19 protein-coding genes are annotated in these 19,138 nt (G+C 71.8%); 7 read left to right on the top strand and 12 right to left on the bottom strand.

What is annotated here, in order from left to right:
• Positions 1–71: 71 nt before the first annotated feature.
• Entirely contained in the window at positions 72–974 is a 903-nt protein-coding gene (locus tag AB0J39_RS28285) for a hypothetical protein (protein ID WP_363469860.1), read from the bottom strand.
• 117 nt (positions 975–1,091) lie between these two features.
• On the opposite strand from AB0J39_RS28285, the gene AB0J39_RS28280 reads away from it, so the two are divergent.
• Complete coding sequence (locus AB0J39_RS28280) at positions 1,092–1,520, top strand: ester cyclase (RefSeq protein ID WP_363469857.1); 429 nt, start codon at positions 1,092–1,094, stop codon at positions 1,518–1,520.
• A 20-nt stretch (positions 1,521–1,540) separates the two neighbouring features.
• On the opposite strand, the gene AB0J39_RS28275 is transcribed toward AB0J39_RS28280, so the two are convergent.
• From AB0J39_RS28275 to AB0J39_RS28260, 4 genes are all read right to left on the bottom strand, one after another.
• Positions 1,541–2,035, bottom strand: coding sequence for an MSMEG_6728 family protein (locus AB0J39_RS28275; RefSeq protein WP_363469854.1), 495 nt, complete (start codon positions 2,033–2,035; stop codon positions 1,541–1,543).
• Positions 2,036–2,106: 71 nt separating this feature from the next.
• Positions 2,107–3,192: a Zn-dependent alcohol dehydrogenase gene (locus AB0J39_RS28270; protein WP_363469851.1), complete on the bottom strand. Its 1,086-nt coding sequence runs from the start codon at positions 3,190–3,192 to the stop codon at positions 2,107–2,109.
• 40 nt (positions 3,193–3,232) lie between these two features.
• Positions 3,233–3,427 (bottom strand): ferredoxin, encoded by a 195-nt coding sequence (locus tag AB0J39_RS28265; RefSeq protein WP_169984313.1) that lies wholly within the window; start codon positions 3,425–3,427, stop codon positions 3,233–3,235.
• A gap of 38 nt (positions 3,428–3,465) precedes the next feature.
• Complete coding sequence (locus AB0J39_RS28260; RefSeq protein ID WP_363469848.1) at positions 3,466–3,930, bottom strand: pyridoxamine 5'-phosphate oxidase family protein; 465 nt, start codon at positions 3,928–3,930, stop codon at positions 3,466–3,468.
• A gap of 82 nt (positions 3,931–4,012) precedes the next feature.
• Between AB0J39_RS28260 and AB0J39_RS28255 the strand changes: the two genes are divergently transcribed.
• Positions 4,013–4,642, top strand: a complete 630-nt coding sequence (locus AB0J39_RS28255) for a class I SAM-dependent methyltransferase (protein ID WP_363469845.1) — start codon at positions 4,013–4,015, stop codon at positions 4,640–4,642.
• Between the two features lie 22 nt (positions 4,643–4,664).
• Here the strand turns inward: AB0J39_RS28255 and AB0J39_RS28250 are convergent, their stop codons facing one another.
• Entirely contained in the window at positions 4,665–5,072 is a 408-nt protein-coding gene (locus AB0J39_RS28250; protein ID WP_363469842.1) for a RidA family protein, read from the bottom strand.
• 99 nt (positions 5,073–5,171) lie between these two features.
• Between AB0J39_RS28250 and AB0J39_RS28245 the strand changes: the two genes are divergently transcribed.
• Positions 5,172–5,552, top strand: a complete 381-nt coding sequence (locus AB0J39_RS28245) for a helix-turn-helix domain-containing protein (RefSeq protein WP_363469839.1) — start codon at positions 5,172–5,174, stop codon at positions 5,550–5,552.
• A gap of 21 nt (positions 5,553–5,573) precedes the next feature.
• On the opposite strand, the gene AB0J39_RS28240 is transcribed toward AB0J39_RS28245, so the two are convergent.
• The 3 genes from AB0J39_RS28240 to AB0J39_RS28230 are packed head-to-tail and all read right to left on the bottom strand — an operon-like array spanning position 5,574 to position 8,618.
• A complete protein-coding gene (locus AB0J39_RS28240; protein ID WP_363469836.1) occupies positions 5,574–6,635 on the bottom strand; it encodes a prenyltransferase in 1,062 nt (353 codons plus the stop codon).
• Complete coding sequence (locus AB0J39_RS28235; protein ID WP_363469834.1) at positions 6,632–7,345, bottom strand: methyltransferase domain-containing protein; 714 nt, start codon at positions 7,343–7,345, stop codon at positions 6,632–6,634. Before AB0J39_RS28235 ends, AB0J39_RS28240 begins: the two co-directional genes overlap by 4 nt.
• A 31-nt stretch (positions 7,346–7,376) precedes the next feature.
• On the bottom strand, positions 7,377–8,618 hold the full coding sequence (locus tag AB0J39_RS28230) for a glycosyltransferase family 4 protein (RefSeq protein WP_363469832.1): 1,242 nt from the start codon (positions 8,616–8,618) through the stop codon (positions 7,377–7,379).
• A 255-nt stretch (positions 8,619–8,873) separates the two neighbouring features.
• Between AB0J39_RS28230 and AB0J39_RS28225 the strand changes: the two genes are divergently transcribed.
• Positions 8,874–9,899 (top strand): GDP-mannose 4,6-dehydratase, encoded by a 1,026-nt coding sequence (locus tag AB0J39_RS28225; RefSeq protein WP_363469829.1) that lies wholly within the window; start codon positions 8,874–8,876, stop codon positions 9,897–9,899.
• 20 nt (positions 9,900–9,919) lie between these two features.
• Here the strand turns inward: AB0J39_RS28225 and AB0J39_RS28220 are convergent, their stop codons facing one another.
• Positions 9,920–10,357 carry a cellulose binding domain-containing protein gene (locus AB0J39_RS28220; RefSeq protein WP_363469826.1) on the bottom strand — a complete coding sequence of 146 codons (438 nt, stop codon included), beginning with the start codon at positions 10,355–10,357 and terminating at the stop codon, positions 9,920–9,922.
• A gap of 200 nt (positions 10,358–10,557) precedes the next feature.
• Here AB0J39_RS28220 and AB0J39_RS28215 point away from each other — a divergent pair, with 200 nt between their 5' ends.
• Complete coding sequence (locus AB0J39_RS28215) at positions 10,558–11,823, top strand: ROK family transcriptional regulator (RefSeq protein WP_363469823.1); 1,266 nt, start codon at positions 10,558–10,560, stop codon at positions 11,821–11,823.
• 27 nt (positions 11,824–11,850) lie between these two features.
• On the opposite strand, the gene AB0J39_RS28210 is transcribed toward AB0J39_RS28215, so the two are convergent.
• The gene (locus tag AB0J39_RS28210) at positions 11,851–13,050 is read right to left on the bottom strand and encodes a cytochrome P450 (protein WP_363469820.1); all 1,200 of its coding nucleotides are present in this window, start codon (positions 13,048–13,050) and stop codon (positions 11,851–11,853) included.
• Positions 13,051–13,222: 172 nt separating this feature from the next.
• A complete protein-coding gene (locus tag AB0J39_RS28205) occupies positions 13,223–16,054 on the bottom strand; it encodes an AAA family ATPase (protein ID WP_363469818.1) in 2,832 nt (943 codons plus the stop codon).
• A 430-nt stretch (positions 16,055–16,484) separates the two neighbouring features.
• On the opposite strand from AB0J39_RS28205, the gene AB0J39_RS28200 reads away from it, so the two are divergent.
• Together AB0J39_RS28200 and AB0J39_RS28195 are read left to right on the top strand one after the other, a co-directional pair.
• Positions 16,485–18,740, top strand: a complete 2,256-nt coding sequence (locus AB0J39_RS28200; protein WP_363469815.1) for a TOMM precursor leader peptide-binding protein — start codon at positions 16,485–16,487, stop codon at positions 18,738–18,740.
• A 16-nt stretch (positions 18,741–18,756) separates the two neighbouring features.
• Positions 18,757–19,138, top strand: a 382-nt coding sequence (locus AB0J39_RS28195) for a hypothetical protein (RefSeq protein WP_363469812.1), incomplete at its 3' end; no start/stop codon positions are given.

Genomic DNA, 19,138 nt, shown 5'->3' with positions numbered 1-19,138 from the left:
TCTCTCCCCAGCTCCCGTGAGGCCCCGGGGCCGGGCCGCGCACACGCGCGACCCGGCCCTTCGCCATGTCCTCACCCCCACGCCGCCACCACGTCGCCGGCGTTCCAGGCCAGGCCGACGCCCTCCGCGTCGGGCCGGATTCCGGCCAGCGACACCACCGCGAGGCCGCCCGTTTCCGGGTCGAAGCCCGGCACCTGAGTGGCGTCGCGGCGCAAGGCGGCCAGATCGTGGCCGTCGAACGGAGTGCCGAGCCACTTGACGGAGCCCGCGAACAGCACCCGCCGCGCCACCGGCGCCCGGTCCGCGCCGACCAGGTCCACCTCCGGGGAGAACCGGCGGTTCCACCAGCCGCCGACGGCCTCCGCGTCCGGCCAGGGCAGTTCTCCCGCCATGGCGGCCATGCCCAGGGCCTGTCTGACGATCGGTTCGACGGCCCGGCCGCGCAGACTCGCCCAGCGTCGCCGTACGAGCCGGAAGGCGAGGTCGGGGCGTCCCCGGCGGGAGTGTTCGGCCGCGGCGCGCAGGACGCCCAGGTACATCCGCAGGTTGTGCTCCCGTACGCGGTACAGCGCCGGCTTCCCGGGCTGGACGGACAGCGGTTCGTCCATCGCCAGGACGCGCTTCTCGCCGGTGAGCCTGCGCAGGAGAGGGGACAGCGACCCGGACTGCAGTGGACCCTCGCGTCCGCCCGCCGTCGCGGCGATGGCGGTGTGGGTCCTGTCGCCGCTGCCGACCGCTTCCAGCACCCGGCGGGCCTGGTCGGGTGAGGGGAACTCGGCGAGCAGGACGGACTCGGGCACGCCGAAGAGGGCGGACGCGGGGTCCTCGCACTCCTGCCGGATGAACTCCATGGGGGGAGTGCCGTGCGGCCAGGCGCGCAGCACCCCCGGCAGCCCTCCGCTCGCGAGGTACGCGTCGACGGCGTCACCTCCGGTCAGCCCAAGCGCCCCGGCGGTCTCCGCGGGATACGCCATCACCCCACCGACGCGTTGTCTCCTCCTGGAGCTGACCTCAGCTCCCGTGATGCGCGCGGCCGGGTGTGTTCCCACCGCCCGGCTCCGGGCATCCTTCCGAGAGGGAGGCCCGGCACCATGACCGCTGCCCGCGACGTACGCGACAGGTACACGGCCGCGTTCGACGCCCACGACGTCGAGGCGCTCCTTCGCACCGTGAACCCGGCCGTGGTGACGGTCAGCCCGGAAGGCGTGACTCAGGGTCGTGACGAGCTGGCGGCTTACCTGGAGCAGTTCTGGGAGGCCTTCCCGGACGTCCGTACGGTGATCACGGAGACCTTCGACGTCGGCGACACCACGTTCGACGAGCTGCTCATGGTGGGCACTCACACGGGGCCGTACACGTTGCCCGACGGAGAGGTGATCTCCGGGACGAACCGCCGCATCGCCGTGCGCTCCTGTTACATCTGCACTGTCGAGAACGACCTTGTGGTGAGCCTCCGCGTCTATTTCGACCAGTTGGAGTTGCTGACCCAGCTTCGCGGTTCGACGGGGCTTCCCCACTGACGGGCAGCAGGCCCGGGGCGCTACGAGGTGCGGCGCGGTGGGAGCAGGGCGTTGACGCGGTCGGAGTCGGGCCAGACGTAGGGAAGGTCGTCGGGGTCGCCGGGGAACCTCGGGCCGTAGAAGTCCGGATCCTTGCGCAGCAGGGCCGAGCGGTGACTGAGGTGGAGGGCGGGGTCGCCGAGCCACGGCGGCAGTTCGCCCGCCTCCGCGAGGGCCGTCTGGGCGCGGGGTGCCTCGATGCCCCGGCACTCGAGCAGCTCTCTGCTCATCGTCCCGGCGCAGGTGTCGGCGCGGCCCAGGTCGCACCAGGCCGCGACGATCTCCAGGCCGTAGCGGACCAGCGCCTCCTCGTAGCCGGCCCACATGTGCGCCACCGGATGGTGCCGCCAGCCGTACCCGGGGATGGTCAGCGTCCGCAGGACCTGCAGGGCCTCGACCCGCTGCTTGCCGAGGCGGAGCGGGTCGAGGACGCGGGCGGTGGCCGCGAAGTCCGGGTACGGCAGGAACGTCTGCATGACGCCGGGGTGGGTACCCGGGTCCGCCGGAGATATCCCCGCACGCAGGGAGATCTCCGGCGGAGGAGGCGTCAGTCGAACAGCACGATCTGCCGGAGCACCTCGCCGCCGCGCAGGGCGGCGACGGCCTCGTTCAGGTCGCCGATCCTGATCCGGGAGCTGATCATGCTCTCCAGGTCGAGCTTGCCCGCCTTGTAGAGGTTCACGAAGCGCGGGAAGTCCCTGCGGACGTCGGCGTCGCCGTACAGCGAGCTGAGGATGTTCTTGCCCTCGAACAGCAGGGAGAAGGCGGTCAGCGGCACCTGGTCGTCCATGGCGCCCGCGCCGACGACGATGACGTCGCCGCCGCGCCGCGTCGCCTGCCAGGCGGTCATGATGGCGGCCGACTTGCCGACCACCTCGAAGCCGTGGTCGAAGCCCTGGCCGCCGGTCAGCGTGCCGATGGCGTCCATGAGCTGGTCGGGGGTGCAGGCGTGGGTGGCGCCCACCTTCTTCGCGAGCGCGTGCTTGGACTCCAGCGGGTCGATCGCGAGGATCGTGGTCGCGCCGGAGACGCGGGCGCCCTGGATCACCGACAGGCCGACGCCGCCGCAGCCGACGACCGCCACGGTCGCGCCGGGGCGCACCTTCGCGGTGTTGAGCACCGCGCCGACGCCCGTCGTGATGCCGCAGCCGATCAGCGCCGCCGCCTCGTACGGCACGTCCGCGTCGACCTTGATCGCGCCCTGCCACGGCACGATGATCTCCTCGGCCCAGGTGCCGCAGCCGGCCATGCCGAACGCCGGGGTGTCGCCGCCGAACCGGAAGCGGGGCTCGGCGAAGCTCTTCATCATGTACGTCATGCAGAGGTTCGGCTGACCGACGTTGCAGCTCGGGCAGTCGCCGCAGGCGGGCGTCCAGTTGATGATGACGTGGTCGCCCGGCTGCACGGTGGTGACGCCGTCGCCCACCTCGACGACCTCGCCCGCACCCTCGTGACCGGGAATGATCGGGAGCGGCTGCGGAAGCATCCCGGTGAGCACCGAGAGATCGGAGTGGCAGACACCGGTGGCCCTGACCCGCACCCGGACGTCGCCCGGGCCCACCGGCGTCAGCGTGAAGTCGTCTCTGATGTCGAGCTTTTCGTCGCCGACCGCGTGCAGAAGCGCGCCGCGCATGGGGACCTCCTGGTCTTTCCGGGGGTGGAGTGCCGCGCGGTCACTCGTCGTCGAGCGACAGCGCGGCCTTGGGGCAGGACCGGACCGCGTGGCGGACCCGGTCGAGCAGTTCGGCGGGCGGCTCGGGCATCAGCACGTGGAGGTTGTCCTCGTCGTCGACCTCGAAGACCTCCGGCGCCAGGCCCATGCAGACGGCGTTGGCCTCGCACACGTCGTAGTCGACCTTGATCTTCATGGCGCGTTCTCCTCCTGTGCGTCACGTCGCGCTGGAGTTCACACGCTATCGCCGAGTTTGCGGTGGTCCCAGGAGACGACGCGAACCGGCTCGACCACGTACGCCACACGCTTGCGCGCGGTGTGCTCGACGTACTCCCGCATCCCGGGATCGTCGACGGGCCCTCCGGCCATGCGCCCGACGATGCCCAGGCCGGCCTCCAGGACGGCCGCCGGGTCGTCGACCAGCCGCGCCTTGCCGTAGACGAGCACGCCGCGCAGCTGCGCGTAGTCGTCCCCGGTCTCGATCAGGCAGCTCACCCGCGGGTCCCGCGCGATGTTGTGGGCCTTCTGCGACTTGGCGTACGTCCAGAACGTCACGTGGCCGTCGTCGAGCCCGTAGAACATCGTGACCAGATGAGGCGTGCCGTCGGGGTTGATGGTGGCGAGCTGGAGCTTGCCGGCGGCCCGCAGGAGCTCGGCGATCTCTTCATCGCTCATCGCGATGCGCGCGCGCTGATTCACGAAGCAAAGTAGAACATGTTCCATCAGGGCCGACAAGGGGCTGGCCGAACATCGTTCGGGTCGCCCGAGTAGGGTGCGCCTCATGCTGACTCCGATGCCCGACGACCTGCGCCGCGCCGCCGAGAAGGCGCGCGGTTTCATGCCGCCCGCCGAGGGCGAGGCGCTGTACGAGATCGCCTGCGCGTACGGCTCCCGCGGCCCGATCTGCGAGATCGGTACGTACTGCGGCAAGTCGGCGATCTACCTGGGCGCCGGGGCGCGGCGGGCGGGCACGGTGGTCTTCACGGTGGACCACCACAGGGGATCGGAGGAGATCCAGCCGGGCTGGCCGCACCACGACCCCGAGCTGGTGGACCCGAGGACCGGGCGGATGGACTCGCTGCCGTTCTTCCGGGACACGATCGCCGCCGCCGGCCTGGAGGACGAGGTGGTCGCGATCGTGGGCGCCTCGGCGACGGTCGCCCGTCACTGGTCGACCCCGCTGGCCGTGCTGTTCATCGACGGCGCCCACTCGGAGGAGCCGGTGACGGCCGACTACGAGGGATGGGCGCCGCACGTGATGCGGGGCGGCGCGCTGGTCTTCCACGACATCTATCCCGACCCGGCCGAGGGCGGGCAGGCGCCGTACCGGGTCTACCTGCGCGCGCTGGAGTCGGGCGCGTTCCGCGAGGTGCGCGTGACCGGGTCCCTGCGCGTGCTGGAACGCCTCTGACGGCGTGCCCCGCCGGGCATGCTCACTCGACGACCGCGGTGGCCTCGACCTCGACCAGATGCTCGGGCACGTCCAGCGCCGCGACGCCCACCAGCGTGGCCGGTGGCACCGGGGCGCTCCCCAGCTTCGCCGCCGCCCGCGCGATTCCGTCCAGCAGCAGGGGCATCTTGGCGGGAGTCCAGTCGACGACGTAGACGGTCAGTTTCGCCACGTCGGCGAAGGAAGCGCCGGCCCCGGCCAGAGCGGTGGCGACGTTGAGATAACACCGCTCGACCTGGGCGGCGAGGTCGCCTTCGCCGATCGTGACCCCGTCGGCGTCCCAGGCGACCTGTCCGGCGACGAAGACCAGCTTCGACCCGGTCGCGACCGACACCTGCCGGTAGGCGTCGATCTCCGGCAGTCCTGCGGGGTTCAGCAAAGTGAGGGCCATGATGACCGCCTTCTCAGTAGTCTCTTGTGGTTACTGAGGAACTGTAGGAGAGTGGCCCCTGACAAGGAAGAACGCACTTTTAAGTGACAGGGGAACCTCATGGTGACCAAGCAGTTCAGCGGCTCGCCGGAGGAAGCGGACCTGACGCGCGCGGACTCTCTGGCGCGGGAGATCTTCTCGGACATCGCCAACAAGTGGGCGTTGCTGATCATCGAATCGATCGGTGATCGCACCCGGCGCTTCAGCGAGTTGCGCGACGAGATCGAGGGCATCAGCCACAAGATGCTCACCCAGAACCTGCGCATGCTGGAGCGCAACGGCCTGGTCGAGCGGACCGTGCACCCCACCGTGCCGCCGCGGGTCGACTACACCCTCACCGAGCCGGGCCGGGCGCTGCGGGCGGTCGTCGACGGGATGTGCGACTGGACCCACCGGTACCTCGGTGACATCGAGGCCTCCCGCGGCCGCTTCGCCGGCTGAAAGCCGTGCGCGGCCGGCTCGTCAGGCGCGGGCGCGCTCGCAGCCGCACTCGCCGGTGATGCGGGCCTGCCGGCCGCCGGCGTCGCGGAAGATCCCCGAGCCGGGGGTCGCGCGGGAGAGGGCGTCCGCGGCGAGCACCACCGCGGCGGCGGTGTAGCCCGACCGCTCGTTGGGGAAGTGCCGCTCGTTCACGAACTGCCATCCGGTCCAGTAGGAACCGTCCGCGTGGCGCAGGTGCTGCATGTCGGCGAACACCGCCAGCGCGCGCTCCCGCAGCCCGGCGGCGTCGAGCGCGAGCACCAGTTCGCACGACTCCGCGCCGGTCACCCAGGGCTGGTCGGAGACGCAGCGCGCGCCGAGGCCGGGCACGACGAAGGTGTCCCACTCCAGGTCGAGGCGCCGGGCCGCCGCCGGGCCGCGTACGGCGCCGCCGAGCACGGGGTAGTACCAGTCCATCGAGAACCGGCTCTTGTCGGCGAACGCCTCCGGGTGGTCGGCGATCACGTGGCCCAACTGGTCGGCGGCGAGCTCCCAGTCGGGCTGCGGGTCGCCCAGCCGTTCGGCGAGCAGCGCCCCGCACCGCAGGCCCTGGTGGATCGACGAGGACCCGGTGAGCAGGGCGTACTCCGCCGGACGGCCCTCGGCGTCGCGCTGCCAGAGCACCTCGCCGCGCGCGGTCTGCAGGCCGATGACGAAGTCGAGGGCCCGGGTCACCACCGGCCACATCGACCGGGCGAAGTCCTCGTCGCCGGTCACCAGCAGGTCGTGCCAGATCCCCACCGCGATGTACGCCGCGTGGTTGGACTCCCCGGCCGCCTCGGCGGGCTCGCCGTCGCGCACCTTCATCGGCCAGGAGCCGTCCGGGCGCTGGTGCCGTACGAGCCAGTCGTAGCCCTTGCGGGCTTCGGCGCGCAGCCCGGCGACGGTCAGCGCCATGAGGCACTCGATGTGGTTCCACGCGTCGATGTGGCCCTCGGGCCAGGGCACGCCGCCCTGGTCGTCCTGGATCGCGGCGATGCTCTCGGCCGTACGGACGACCTGCTCGGCGGTGATGATCCCCGAAACGTCCGGCAGCGGCCTCATGCGGGCTTCCGGACGTAGACCACCACGCTCTTGCCGATCAGGGGGTTGAGCACGGCCTCGGCCAGCCGGGTGGCGAGGGGGCGCTTCATGATGTCCCAGACGAGAAGCTCGTGGTAGGCCTTGGCCAGCGGGTGCTCGTCGTCGTTCACCCCGACGGCGCACTTGATCCACCAGTACGGCGAGTGCAGGCCGTGGGCGTAGTGGTGGCCGCCGACCTCAAGACCGGAGGCCTTCAGCTTCGCCTGGAGCTCCGCCAACGTATAAATCCGGATATGTCCGCCGGGGGCCGTGTGGTAGTCCTCCGACAGGGCCCAGCAGATCCGCTCGGGCAGGAAGCTCGGCACCGTGATCGCGGCCCGGCCGCCCGGCTTCAGCACGCGTACGATCTCGCGCATCGCGGCCATGTCGTCGGGGATGTGCTCCAGCACCTCCGCGGCGATGACGCGGTCGAACGACGCGTCGGGGAACGGCATGTCGAGGGCGTCGCCGACCACGGTGTCGCCGGTCGCGCCCGCCGGCACCTCGCCCTCCTTGTCCATGGCCGCGAACATGACCGCCACGCTCTCCATCTCGGCGGCGTCCATGTCGAAGGCGACCACGTCGGCGCCCCGGCGCAGCACCTCGAAGGCGTGCCGGCCACCACCGGCCCCGAGGTCGAGGACACGGTCGCCCGGTCCGACGGGCAGCCGGTTGAAGTCGACGGTCAGCACTCGCTGCCTGCCTTTCGTCAGTTCTGGGGAGTCACCGCGAGGGGGTGTGGGCGGCGATGGCCTCGTGGTAGGCCTCGACCGTGCGGCGCGCGACCACCGGCCACGCGTAGCGCTCCATGACGCGCTCGTAGCCGCGCCGGCCGAACTCGGCGCGCTCCTCGGGGGAGTCGAGCAGGCGGCGCAGCACGGCGGCCAGCTCCTCGGGGTCGCCCGGCGTCACCTGCACGGCCGCGTCGCCGACCACCTCGGGCAGGGCGCCCGTACGCGAGGCGACCAGCGGCGTGCCGCACGCCATGTGCTCGACGGCCGGCAGCGAGAACCCCTCGTACAGCGAGGGGACCACCGCGACCTCGGAGGTGGCGATCAGCTCGGCCAGCTCCTCGTCGGGGATGCCGTGCACGAACCGAACGCGGTCGTGCAGCGACAGCTCGTTGACGAGCTGCTCGGTCGGTCCGCCCGGCGTCGGCCTGCTGACCACGGTGAGGTTCACGTCCCGCTCCGTGGCGAGCTTGGCGACCGCCCGCAGCAGGGTCGCCACGCCCTTCATGGGAGAGTCGGCGCTGGCGACGGCGACGATCGAGTCGTCCCGCTTCGGTAGTTCCGGCCGGGGGTGGAAGAACCGCGTGTCGACCCCGAGCGGGATCAGCCGCATGTTGGACTGCGGCACGTTGAAGTCGCGATGGATGTCGGCCAGCGACGACTCGCTGACCGTCAGGATCGGGCTGAGCCGGGGCGCCACGATGCTCTGCATGCGCACGAAGCCGTACCAGCGGCGCATCGACAGCCGCTTCCAGCCCTTGGCGGCCTTCAGCTCGATCCGCCGGTCCACGCTGATCGGGTGGTGGATCGTGCCGACCACGGGGAGCAGCTTCTTGATGCCGAGCAGGCCGTAGCCCAGCGTCTGGTTGTCCTGGACGACGTCGAAGTCGCGCCGCCGCCTCTTCAGCTCCCGGTAGGCCCGCAGGCTGAAGGTCAGCGGCTCGGGGAAGCCGGCCGTCCACATCGTGGCGACCTCGAGCGCGTCGATCCAGTCGCGGTATTCGTCGAGCTTGGGCGTGCGGAACGGGTCCTCGTCGCGGTAGAGGTCCAGGCTCGGCACCTTGTTGAGGATCACGCCGTCGTCCAGCTCCGGGTACGGCTGGCCCGAGAAGACCTCGACGTGGTGGCCCAGAGCGACGAGCTCGCGGCTTATGTGGCGCAGGTACACCCCCTGGCCGCCGCAGGTGGGCTTGCTGCGGTAGGACAGCAGCGCGACTCGCAGCCTCTCCGCCAAAGGGCACCCCTTTCCAGCCGGTTTCCCGCCGTGCCCCCGTGGGGCTGCTGCCAGGAACACTACCATTTGACCTTAGATGGGGTAGGTGAGGTGGAAAGGGTCCTCGATCGACTGTCACCCTGCCCGACCTGGGGTGTTAGCTTACTCGAACGAGATTCGGTGTAACACGTTCTAGCGATGTATATGTAGGCACGGCCGGGCAGGGCGGTACATTCGCCTCTCATAGGCCAAGTTGGGCGCTACGAGGAGGATCCGTTGGCCAGGCGTGCGCTGATCACCGGCATCACCGGTCAGGACGGCTCCTATCTCGCGGAACACCTGCTGAGTGAGGGATACGAGGTCTGGGGCCTGGTCCGGGGGCAGGCCAACCCCCGCGTCCCGCGGGTGCGCCGGCTCCTGCAGGACGTACGGCTGGTCCGCGGCGACCTGCTCGACCAGGGGTCGCTGATCTCCGCCGTGGAGAAGGTGCAGCCGGACGAGGTCTACAACCTGGGCGCGATCTCGTTCGTGCCGATGTCGTGGGAGCAGGCCGAGCTGACCGGCGAGGTGACCGGCATGGGCGTGCTCCGCGTGCTCGAGGCCATCCGCGTCTGCTCGGGCATCACCGCCTCGCGGGGCTCGGCGGCCGGGCAGATCCGCTTCTACCAGGCGTCGTCCTCCGAGATGTTCGGCCAGGTCAGGGAGACGCCGCAGACCGAGCGCACCCCCTTCCACCCCAGGTCGCCGTACGGCGTGGCCAAGGCGTACGGGCACTTCCTCACGCAGAACTACCGCGAGTCGTACGGGATGTTCGCGGTGTCGGGGATCCTGTTCAACCACGAGTCGCCCCGGCGGGGAGCCGAGTTCGTCACCCGCAAGGTCTCGCTCGGCGTCGCGCGGATCAAGCTCGGCATGGCCGCGGAGCTACGCCTGGGCAACCTGGAGGCGCGCCGCGACTGGGGCTTCGCCGGTGACTTCGTCCGCGCCATGCACATGATGCTGTCGGCCGCCGAGCCCGAGGACTACGTCATCGGCACCGGGCGCACCCACTCCGTGCGCGAGCTGGCCGAGGCGGCGTTCGCCGCCGCCGATCTGGACTGGGAGCGGTACGTCGTCTGCGACGCGGCCCTGCACCGCCCGGCGGAGGTCGACCTGCTGTGCGCGGACCCGAAGAAGGCCCGCACGCAGCTCGGCTGGGAGCCGACGGTGTCGTTCGAGGAGCTCGTGGGGATGATGGTCGAGGCCGACCTGCGCCTGCTCGCCGACGGCGGCGACCCCGAGCAGGACTCCTCCTGGGCCTGACATCCCCATGAGGCGCGGGCTCAGGAGAGGTCCGTGTAGGTCACCGCGCAGGGCACGCCGTTGAGGGTGAAGTCGGTCGGCTTGTCGTTGACCCCGCTGTAGGTGCCCTGGAAGCCGACGGAGGCGCTCGCGCCGGGAGCGATGCTCTTCAGGTAAGCGGGGTTGGCGGCCTGAACGCTCGGGGGTGTCTGCGTCCAGGTCGCGCTCCAGCTGGTCGTGATCTTCTGGGTGCCGGAGAACAGGAACTGCAGGATCCAGGGGCTGAAGGGTGTGGAGCCGGTGTTGGCGATCGTCAACAGGGCGGTGAAGCCCGTGGCCCAGTCGACGCTGGCGTAGGTCACCTGGCACGCGTAACCGGGCGGGGGCGTCAGGGCCGAGGCGTGAGCGGGGGCGACCGTCAGCCCGGCCAGCAGGAGACCGGCCGTTGCGACACGGGACGACGTTCGAGAAAAGCGCATAAATCCACCTTTGGGATGCAACTCGCGATGCGGAGTGCTTTGGGGCGGGAAGGGCGGGTTCCAGCGCATCGTGTGCCGCCCAGCACCCGCCGTCAAGGTCCCTGTGCGCGCGTGAAGAGCGCGCCCACTCGGCGCGCGGACTGTCGAGGCGGCCATGCGCAGAATTGACATAAAACCTACCAAGTGTGCATGCTTTCTGCATGCGGCAATCCGACGTGGCCGGGTCTCCTGGCGTGGTGTTCCCCGGGGCGGAGGCGTCGGCACGGCGCGGGCACGAGAGGGCCGTGCTCGGCCTGCTGCGCGCGCACGGCCCGCTCAACCGGGGTGAGCTCGGCCGGCGGTGCGGCCTGTCGCGCACGACCCTGCACGAGGCTCTCAGCGGGCTGCTGGCCGCGGGCGCGGTGATCGAGGCGGCGCCGGACGACGCGCCACGGGGCAGGGGCCGCCCCGCCGGGAAACTCGCCCTCAACCCCGCGGTGGGCCAGGCCGTCGGCATCGACTTCGCCCGCCGTGCGGTGCACGTCGCGGCCGTGGACGTGACTTACGAGGTCCTGGGCACGGCGGGGGAGGCGCACGCGCCCGGCCTGCCGTGGCCGGACCGGGTGGCGCTCGCCGAGCGGCTCGTCCGCAGGGTCGTCGGCGGCGAGGTGTGGCTCAGGGCGCTCAGGGGCGTCGGCGTGGGCCTCGTGGGCCCGGTGGCCAGGGCGGCCGGCGAGTCGCCGGCCGCCGTCGAGTCCCTGCTCCGGGAGCGCTTCGGCGGGCCGGTGCTGCCGGACAACAACACCAGGCTCGCGGCGCTCGCCGAGTCGACGTGGGGCGCGGCCGCCGGCGCCCAGGACGTGCTCTACCTGCGGCTGTCGTACGGGGTCGGCGGCGGGGTGGTGGCCGGAGGGACGCTGCACCGCGGTGCCGACGGGGTGTCCGGGGAGATCGGGCACATCCCGGTGGACCCGGCGGGAAGGCGCTGCGAGTGCGGCGGCACGGGCTGCCTGGAGACCGTCGCCTCGATCAGGGCGGTGCTCGACGCGTACCGTGCCCGCGGCGGCCGCGGCGACGGCCTGCCCGCGCTGGCGGCCGCCGCGGAGGCGGGCGACCCGCTCGTCCTGGGCCTGCTGCGCGATGTCGGCGTCCAGATCGGGCGGGTGCTCGCCGCGTTGTCCAACGCGATCGGGCCCAGGGTGATCGTCGTCGGCGGGGAACTGGCCGAGATCGGCGCCCCGCTCCTGGGGCCCGTCCAGGAGGCCCTGCACGCGGGCGCGGTGCCGATCTCGCGCCACCGGCTGACCCTGCGCCGAGCGGCGCTCGGAGACGTCGCGGGCGCCCTCGGCGGCGTCGCGCTGGCGATGGGGGAGTCTCCGCTGCTGTCGCGCTACGCGGCCGCGGAGCCGGAGACCGGCCCCGCGGACCCGCGCGCCGGAGGCTACGAGGCGGTTCCGGCCGGGCGACGCCTTGCGCTGACCGGCTGACCGCGCCGCCGGCGGCTGTGCGCCCCGTCAGTCGAGGGCGACGGGGAGGGTCTTGATGCCGTTGATGAAGTAGGACCTCAGCCGCTTGGCCTCGCCGGTCTGCCGGATGCCGGGCAGGCGCTGGGCCAGCACCTCGAACAGCACCCGAAGCTCCAGCTTGGCCAGGTGGTTGCCGAGGCAGAAGTGCGCTCCGCCGCCGCCGAAGCCGATCTGGGGGTTGGGGTCGCGGCCGATGTCGAACTCGTCGGGCCGCTCGAAGACCTCCGCGTCCCGGTTCGCCGACGCGTAGAAGACCACCACCTTGTCGCCCTCGGCGATCTTCTGACCGCGGATCTCGGTGTCCGCGGTGGCCGTACGCCGGAACAGGTTGACCGGGGACACCCAGCGGACGATCTCGTCGGCGGCCGTCCTGGCGAGGGAGGGGTCGTCCACCAGGCGCTTCCACTGGTCCGGGTGCTCGAAGAGGGTCAGCATGCCGCCGGACGCCGCGTTCCTGGTGGTCTCGTTGCCCGCCACGATGAGCAGCAGGACGAACAGGTCGAACTCGTCCTCGGTCAGCGTCTGCCCGTCCTCGTCGGGCTGCAGCAGCTTGGTGACGATGTCGTCGCGGGGGTGCTGCCTGCGTGCCTCGGCCAGGGTGTGGGCGTACGAGTAGACCTCGAGGGCGGCGGCCTGCCCCTCCTCCGGGCTGGTGGCGTAGTCGGGGTCGTCGCTGCCGATCATGCGGTTGGACCACTCGAAGATCTTGTCCCGGTCCTCGACCGGCGCGCCGAGCAGCTCGCAGATCACGTACAGCGGGAGCGGCGCGGCGATGTCCCGCACGAAGTCGACCTCGGGCTTGCGCTGGACCTCGTCCATCAGCGCGTGGCAGATGTCGCGGATGTGATCCTCCAGCCGCCCGATCTGGCGCGGGGTGAAACCGCGGTTGACCAGCGAGCGGCGCCGGGTGTGGTCGGGCGGGTCCTGGTTGAGCATCATCAGGCGCTGGAGCTCGCGTTGCTCCTCGGGCATCTCGTCGAACAGCGCCAGCTTGCGGGCCGAGGAGAACAGATCGGAATGGCGGGAGACGTGGACGACGTCCGCGTGCTTGGTGATCGCCCAGAATCCGGGCCAGTCGTCCTGCCCCTCGTGCCAGTAGACGGGCGCGTCGTCCCTGAGCCGGCGGAGCTGCTCGTGCGGCACCCCGCTCCGCGCGTAACGGTCCTTGTCGACGAGGTTGATTTCCATACATCCACCTAATCGGGTTCGGCTGCCCTTGGTAAGAGGGATGATCGCCCTGTCGGCGCGGTGCGTGCGGTCGGCGCTTGCTCGGTCGAGAACCGATCTGAAACGTGTTCTATTACGCGTGCGACGGCCCGTCAAGGGACCCGGAGGTGACGGAGCGCTGCCGCCGTCCGTCCTATTCCTCCTGGCCGCCCCACCGGCCGGTGCCGGTGGGGCGTTCCCGCAGCCGTCTGATGGTCTCCGCCAGCTCGGCACGGGTGTGGATGCCGAGCTTGCGGTAGATGCGCGCGAGGTGGGTGTCCACGGTCCGCTTGCTGATGGACAGCTCCGTCGCGACCTGGAGGTTGCTCATGCCCCGCAGGACCAGGTCGGTGACCCGCATCTCCCCGGCCGTCAGCGGTGAGGGGCCACCGGCATGCCCGCCGCGGGGCCGTCCGCCGGCACCGGTGAGGTTGCGCTCGGCGAGCGCGGCGAGTCGTACGGCGCCGCGGTCGTCGGCGAGCGCGTACGCCTCGCTGAGCGTGTCGTGGGCCCGGCGCGCCTCCCCGGCGGCCTGCAGGGCGATGCCCATGCGCACCATCGCGCGCAGGCGCTCGATGCCGCCGTCGGCCCCGTCGAGCACGGTCAGCGCCTCGGTGAGCAGGTCGAGGCGGCGATCACCCTCGGCGGTCGTGCTCATGGTGCTCAGCGCGCGGCCGATGCCGTAGGGGGCTCCCCAGGCCCGGGCCAGCTCCAGCTCCTCCTCGGCCAGACGGCGGGCGGTCACGCGCTGGCCGAGCCGCAGATAGGCCAGCGCCGCCTGGCCGCGCCAGCCCCCGCAGGCGGGGTTGACCACCCCGGCCGACAGCAGCTGCCGCCCGGCCTCCAGCAGGGCCCGCAGCCCCTCGCGTACGTCGCCCCTGGCGATCGAGACCCGGCCCTGGACCTCCAGCAGTGCTCCGTGCAGGAAGGGATGCACCGGCTCGCGCGCGGCGACCTCGTCGAACAGCGCGTGCGCGACGTCGAGCTCGTCGCGCTCGAGAAGCACGCGGGCCGCGCAGGACACGGCGGCGGCCTGCAGTCCGATGGCGTGCGACCCCCGCGCGAAGAGGATGGCCTCGCGCGCGTGCGCCAGCGACGCGCTCAACTCCCCCCTGCGGTAGGCGACGTCCGACAGCAGCGTGACGGCGAGGGCCTGCCCGGTCATCGAGGCGTGCGCCCGCGCGTCGGCGGCGACCTGCTCCGACCAGTACGCCGCCTCGTCCACGCGGCCCGCCCACAGCAGCGCGATGACCAGCGTCGGCGGGATCGGCCCGCCCCCGTCGAGGCAGCGCCGGGCCAGGGTCAGCGTGCGCTCGCGGTGCTTTCCCCTGGCCGCGCCGGACAGTGCGGCGGTGGCGAGGTAGTCCTGTGCTCCGGCGCTCGTGCCGGCGCCGAGGTGCCGCATCGCCGCGCGTGAGCCGTACGACTGGCCGGTGAGCAGTGCCTGCGCGCTGAGCCTCAGCAGCACCTCGCGGCGGTCGGGGAGCCGGCCGTCCGGGTCGTCGTCGAGACCGCGGGCGATGTCGCAGAAGGCCGACGCGGCCTCCGGGGAGTTGAGCGTCAGCAGGGTGGTGGCGAAGGGCGCCAGGGAGTCGGCCCGCTCGCCGATGCCGTCGGCGAGCGCGGTCACGGTGCGGAAGTGCCGCAGGCAGGCGGGGATGTCGAGGTGCGCCTCGACCGCGCCCAGCTCGGCGGTCACCTGGAGGATTGTCTGGTCCTTGGCCGTGGCGAGTGCCCGGTGGAGGTAGCGGGTCGCGTCCTCCCAGGCGTTCTCGGAGACCGCCTCCCGCGCGGCCTCGCGCAGCACCGACACGGCCCACGGGTCGCCGGTGGGACTGGCCGACAGCAGGTGCCGCGCCGACCGTTTGGGCGGCGAGCCGAGGCGGTGCAGCAGCGAGGCCGCCCGCCGGTGCAACTCGTCGCGCGCGCGGGGATCCATCCGCGCGAGGATCGTCGACTGGATGAGGTCGTGCGTGAACCGCTGCGGCGGGCTGCCCTCCAGCAGGCCCGCCCCCGCGAGTGCCTGTCCCGCCTCCTCGGCCGCGACCGCGCCGTACCCGGCCAGCATCGCCGCCGTCTCCAGCCCGGCGTACGGCGCGATGATGGCCAGGCTCTGCAGGAGGGTGAGGAGGGACGGATACCTGCCGCCGAGCCATTCGAGGACGGTCTCCGACAGGGCGATGGCGCCGATCCGTAGCACCCTGGGCAGTTCCGAGCGTTCCGGCAGGACGTCGGCGGCGGCCAGCCGTGCCGCCGTCTCCAGCAGGAGCAGCGGGTTGCCCTTGGTGAGGCGGTGACAGGCGCTCACGATCTCGTCGTCCACGGAGGCGCCCAGCACCGACCCGACGAGCGTGGCGGCGCATTTCCGGCAGAGCGCGGAGGGCCTCAGCGATCGCGCGTACGGCAGCGTCATGATGTCCCGGACCGTCTCGCCGGCGCCGCGGTCGTTCGCGTCGCAGGTCAGGATCATCGCGATGGGCAGGCCGTCGAGCCGCCTGGCGATGTAGGAGCACCACTGCGCCGACTGAGGGTCGGCATGGTTGAGGTCGTCGACCGCGATGATGAGCGGCTGCCCCGCGGTCAGCGAGCGGGTCGCCCGGTAGAGGTCGTCGAGCAGCGTGGCGGGCACGCCCGGCGCGCTGCCGTCGTACGACACGGCCGCCATCGCGGGTGCGTGCACGTTGGCGTCGAGGACGGCGGCGGGGGCGCCGAGGTCGGCCCGTCCCGAACCGCTCATCATCGGATCGAACAACTGCCGGACGATGCCGAACGCGAAGGAGCGCTCGTCGGCGTGACCCCGGGCGCTGAGGACCACTCCACCCGGCCTGCGTGCGAGCGCCGCGTGCAGCAGCCGGGTCTTCCCGATTCCCCGGGTGCCCTGAATCACCAGTACGGCCGGCCGCCCAGCGGAAAGCCCGGCCAGTACGTCGTCGACGACCTCTAGCTCCTTGTCACGGTGCAGTAGTACCGGCCGCCCTGAGGCCATCCCTACCCCCGGACCACATGCTTATTTTTCTCGACACACGGATCATGCCGGACAGGGTCGGCCTTCTGTCAATACGTGAAATCCAGTCGAGTAAACACACTGTCGCCGACAAGTAGTGGTTGATTTCCGTCATGATTTCCGGTCCGATGACTGGGGTGAAACGCCCATTCGTAGCCGGAACCCGTACACCGGCGGGTATTCGGGCGGCCGAATTCCGCGGCGGGCCGGCGGCCGGTGCCGTCGGAGCCCGTGGGGCATACGTATTCCGCCGCGCGGCCGGCGCTACGCATCGCCGTACGCACCGGTCCGCATTTCCAGGTGTGCGGGCGCCGCGTACGTATATATCCGTATGGCGATTACGTCTTTACTTCTTCCCGAATTCAATGGAATTCTCCGCGTATCGGCTAATCGCCCAGTGAATGGCGGGGGCATGGAACGGCCACGGCTCAAGGCGCACTTCAGCACCGAAGTCCTCGACGACGCGAAGGTCTTCCTTCTGGCGGAAGGCCAGCACTATCTCGTACGCGGCGCGGGCTCGGGCCGCGTCCTCCCCTATCTCGACGGCCGGCACACGATGATGGACATCGTCCAGGCGCTGGCCGGCGAACTGTCACCGGCCCAGACGGTCCTCGCCATCCGGCGCTATGAGGCCGCCGGACACCTGGTCGAGGGCCGGCCGGCCCTGACCGACCCGGTGCTCGCCTTCTGGGACGCGCAGGGCATCGACCCCTCGGCCGTCGTCACGGCCCTGGAGCAGACCTCCTTCCGCGTGTTCGCGGGCACGGGCGTCGACCCCGGACCGGTCGAGGCGCTGCTGCGCGAGCACGGGCTGCGCACGGATCCGGACGGCGACGGCATGGTCGTGGCGGTGGTCGACGACTACCTGGACCCGGGCCTGGAGGAGCTCAACGCCGAGTGCCTGGCGGCCGGGCGGCCCTGGGTGCTGGTCCGGCCGGCCGGCACCGTGGCCTGGCTCGGGCCGCTGTTCCAGCCGGGGGACACGGGCTGCTGGGCCTGCATGTCCCAGCGGCTCGCGGGCAACCGGCAGGTCGAGCGTTACCTGGCGGGCAAGCGAGGCGACGGGCGGCCGGGCCATCCGGTGCGCGAGGCCCTGCCGGGCGGCGTGGCCGCGGTGGGCGGGCTGCTCGCGGCCGAGCTCGTGCGGACCGTCGCCACCGGCAACCCCTCGACGCTGCAGGGCACGATGATCACGGTCGACCTGCGCACGCTCACCACCGCCGAGCACCAGATGGTCCGGCTGCCGCAGTGCCCGGTGTGCGGCGATCCCTCGCTGATCGGCGAGCGCGAGCCGAAGGTGGCGCTGGCCTCGCGGACCGCCAGGCACGTGACCGACGGCGGCTACCGGGTCGAGCAGCCCTCGGCGACGTACGCCCGGCTCGAGCGGCACATCAGCCCCTATCTCGGCGCGGTCACCCGGCTGCGCCCGTGGGCCGACGAGGACAACGGCGTGACCTACAGCTTCACCGCGGGTCACAACTTCGCGATGCTCGGCGACAACATGGACCTGCTGCGCCGCAACCTGCGCGGGCAGAGCGGAGGCAAGGGCCGGACCGAGATCCAGGCCAAGGTCAGCGCGCTGTGCGAGGCGATCGAGCGCTACTCGGGCGTGTGGCGCGGCGAGGAGCCGGTGCTCAAGGCGGCCTACGCCGACATCGAGGGCGGCCTCGCGGTCCACCCGGACGACCTGCTGCTGTTCTCGGACAAGCAGTACGGCGACCGGTCGGCCTGGAACAGCGACCCCTCGCACCGGCTGCACCTGGTGCCCGAGAGGTTCCGCACCGACCTGCCGCTGGACTGGTCGCGGGCCTGGTCGCTGACCGCCGACGAGGAGCGGCTGATCCCGGCCGGATACGCCTGGTACGGCCACCCCGACCTGGAACGCCACTTCTACTGCGTCGGCGACTCCAACGGCAGCGCCTCGGGCAACACGCTGGAGGAGGCGATCCTGCAGGGGTTCTGCGAGGTGGTGGAGCGGGACGCGGTCGCGCTGTGGTGGTACAACCGGGCCCGCAGGCCCGCCTTCGACCTCGACTCGCTCAACGAGCCGTACATCGACACGCTGCGCGAGTTCTACGCCGAGATGGGCCGCAGCCTGTGGCTGCTCGACCTGACCACCGACCTCGGCGTGCCGGCCTTCGCCGGCGTCTCCCACCGGCTCGACCACCCGGTGCAGGACATCATCGTGGGGTTCGGCGCCCACCTCGATCCCCGGATCGCCGCGCTGCGGACGCTGACCGAGGTCAACCAGTTCCTCCCCTCCGTACGCCGCAGGGACGAGAACGGCGAGACGATCTATCACGACGACGACATCGCCACGCTCCGCTGGTGGAAGGACACCACCATCGAGAGCGACCCCTGGCTGCTGCCCGATCCCGCGCAGCGTCCCCGCACGCTCGCGGACCACCTGGTGCCGCAGGACGCCGACCTCGCGGCCGACGTCGAGACCTGCGTCGCCCGGGCCGCCGCCTGCGGGCTGGAGATGATCGTGCTCGACCAGACCCGGCCGGACCTGGAGCTCAACGTGGCCCGGGTGCTGGTTCCCGGGATGCGCCACTTCTGGCGCCGGCTCGGCCCGGGCCGCCTGTACGACGTCCCGGTGGCCCTCGGCTGGCGGACGCAGCCGGCCACGGAGGAGGAACTCAACCCCACGAGCGTCTTCTTCTGACCCGATAGGGGGAGCGATGCACACCGTTGAGGTGCGGCTGCGCCGCGACGCCGGCCTGTCGGAACCGGAGACGCCGGGGGCGGTCACTTTGACCACGCCGTTCGGCCCGGCCGCGCTGCGGGGCCTGCCCGCGGGCGTGGTCGCCGCGCTGCGCGCCCTCGCGGGCCGCGGCGCGAGCGAGGAGGAGCTGTCCGGGATCGTCGCCGGACACGACGGCGAGGGCGGGCTGCTGCGCTGGCACCTGCTGCTGCGCAAGCTGTCGGCCGGGGCGCTGCTGGAGCGGGCCGTCCTCCTGGTGCCGTCCGGCGGAGAGGTGGTGCCGTCCGGCGGAGAGGTGGTGCCGTCCGGCGGGAAGGTGGTGCCGTCCGGCGGGAAGGTGGTGCCGTCCGGCGGGAAGG

The organism is Microbispora sp. NPDC049633 (assembly GCF_040675265.1).
In the GTDB taxonomy this organism is placed as follows: Bacteria; Actinomycetota; Actinomycetes; order Streptosporangiales; family Streptosporangiaceae; genus Microbispora; species Microbispora maris.
The sequence above is the reverse complement of the archived record's forward strand: the minus strand, read 5'-3'. Positions and strand labels throughout refer to the sequence as shown.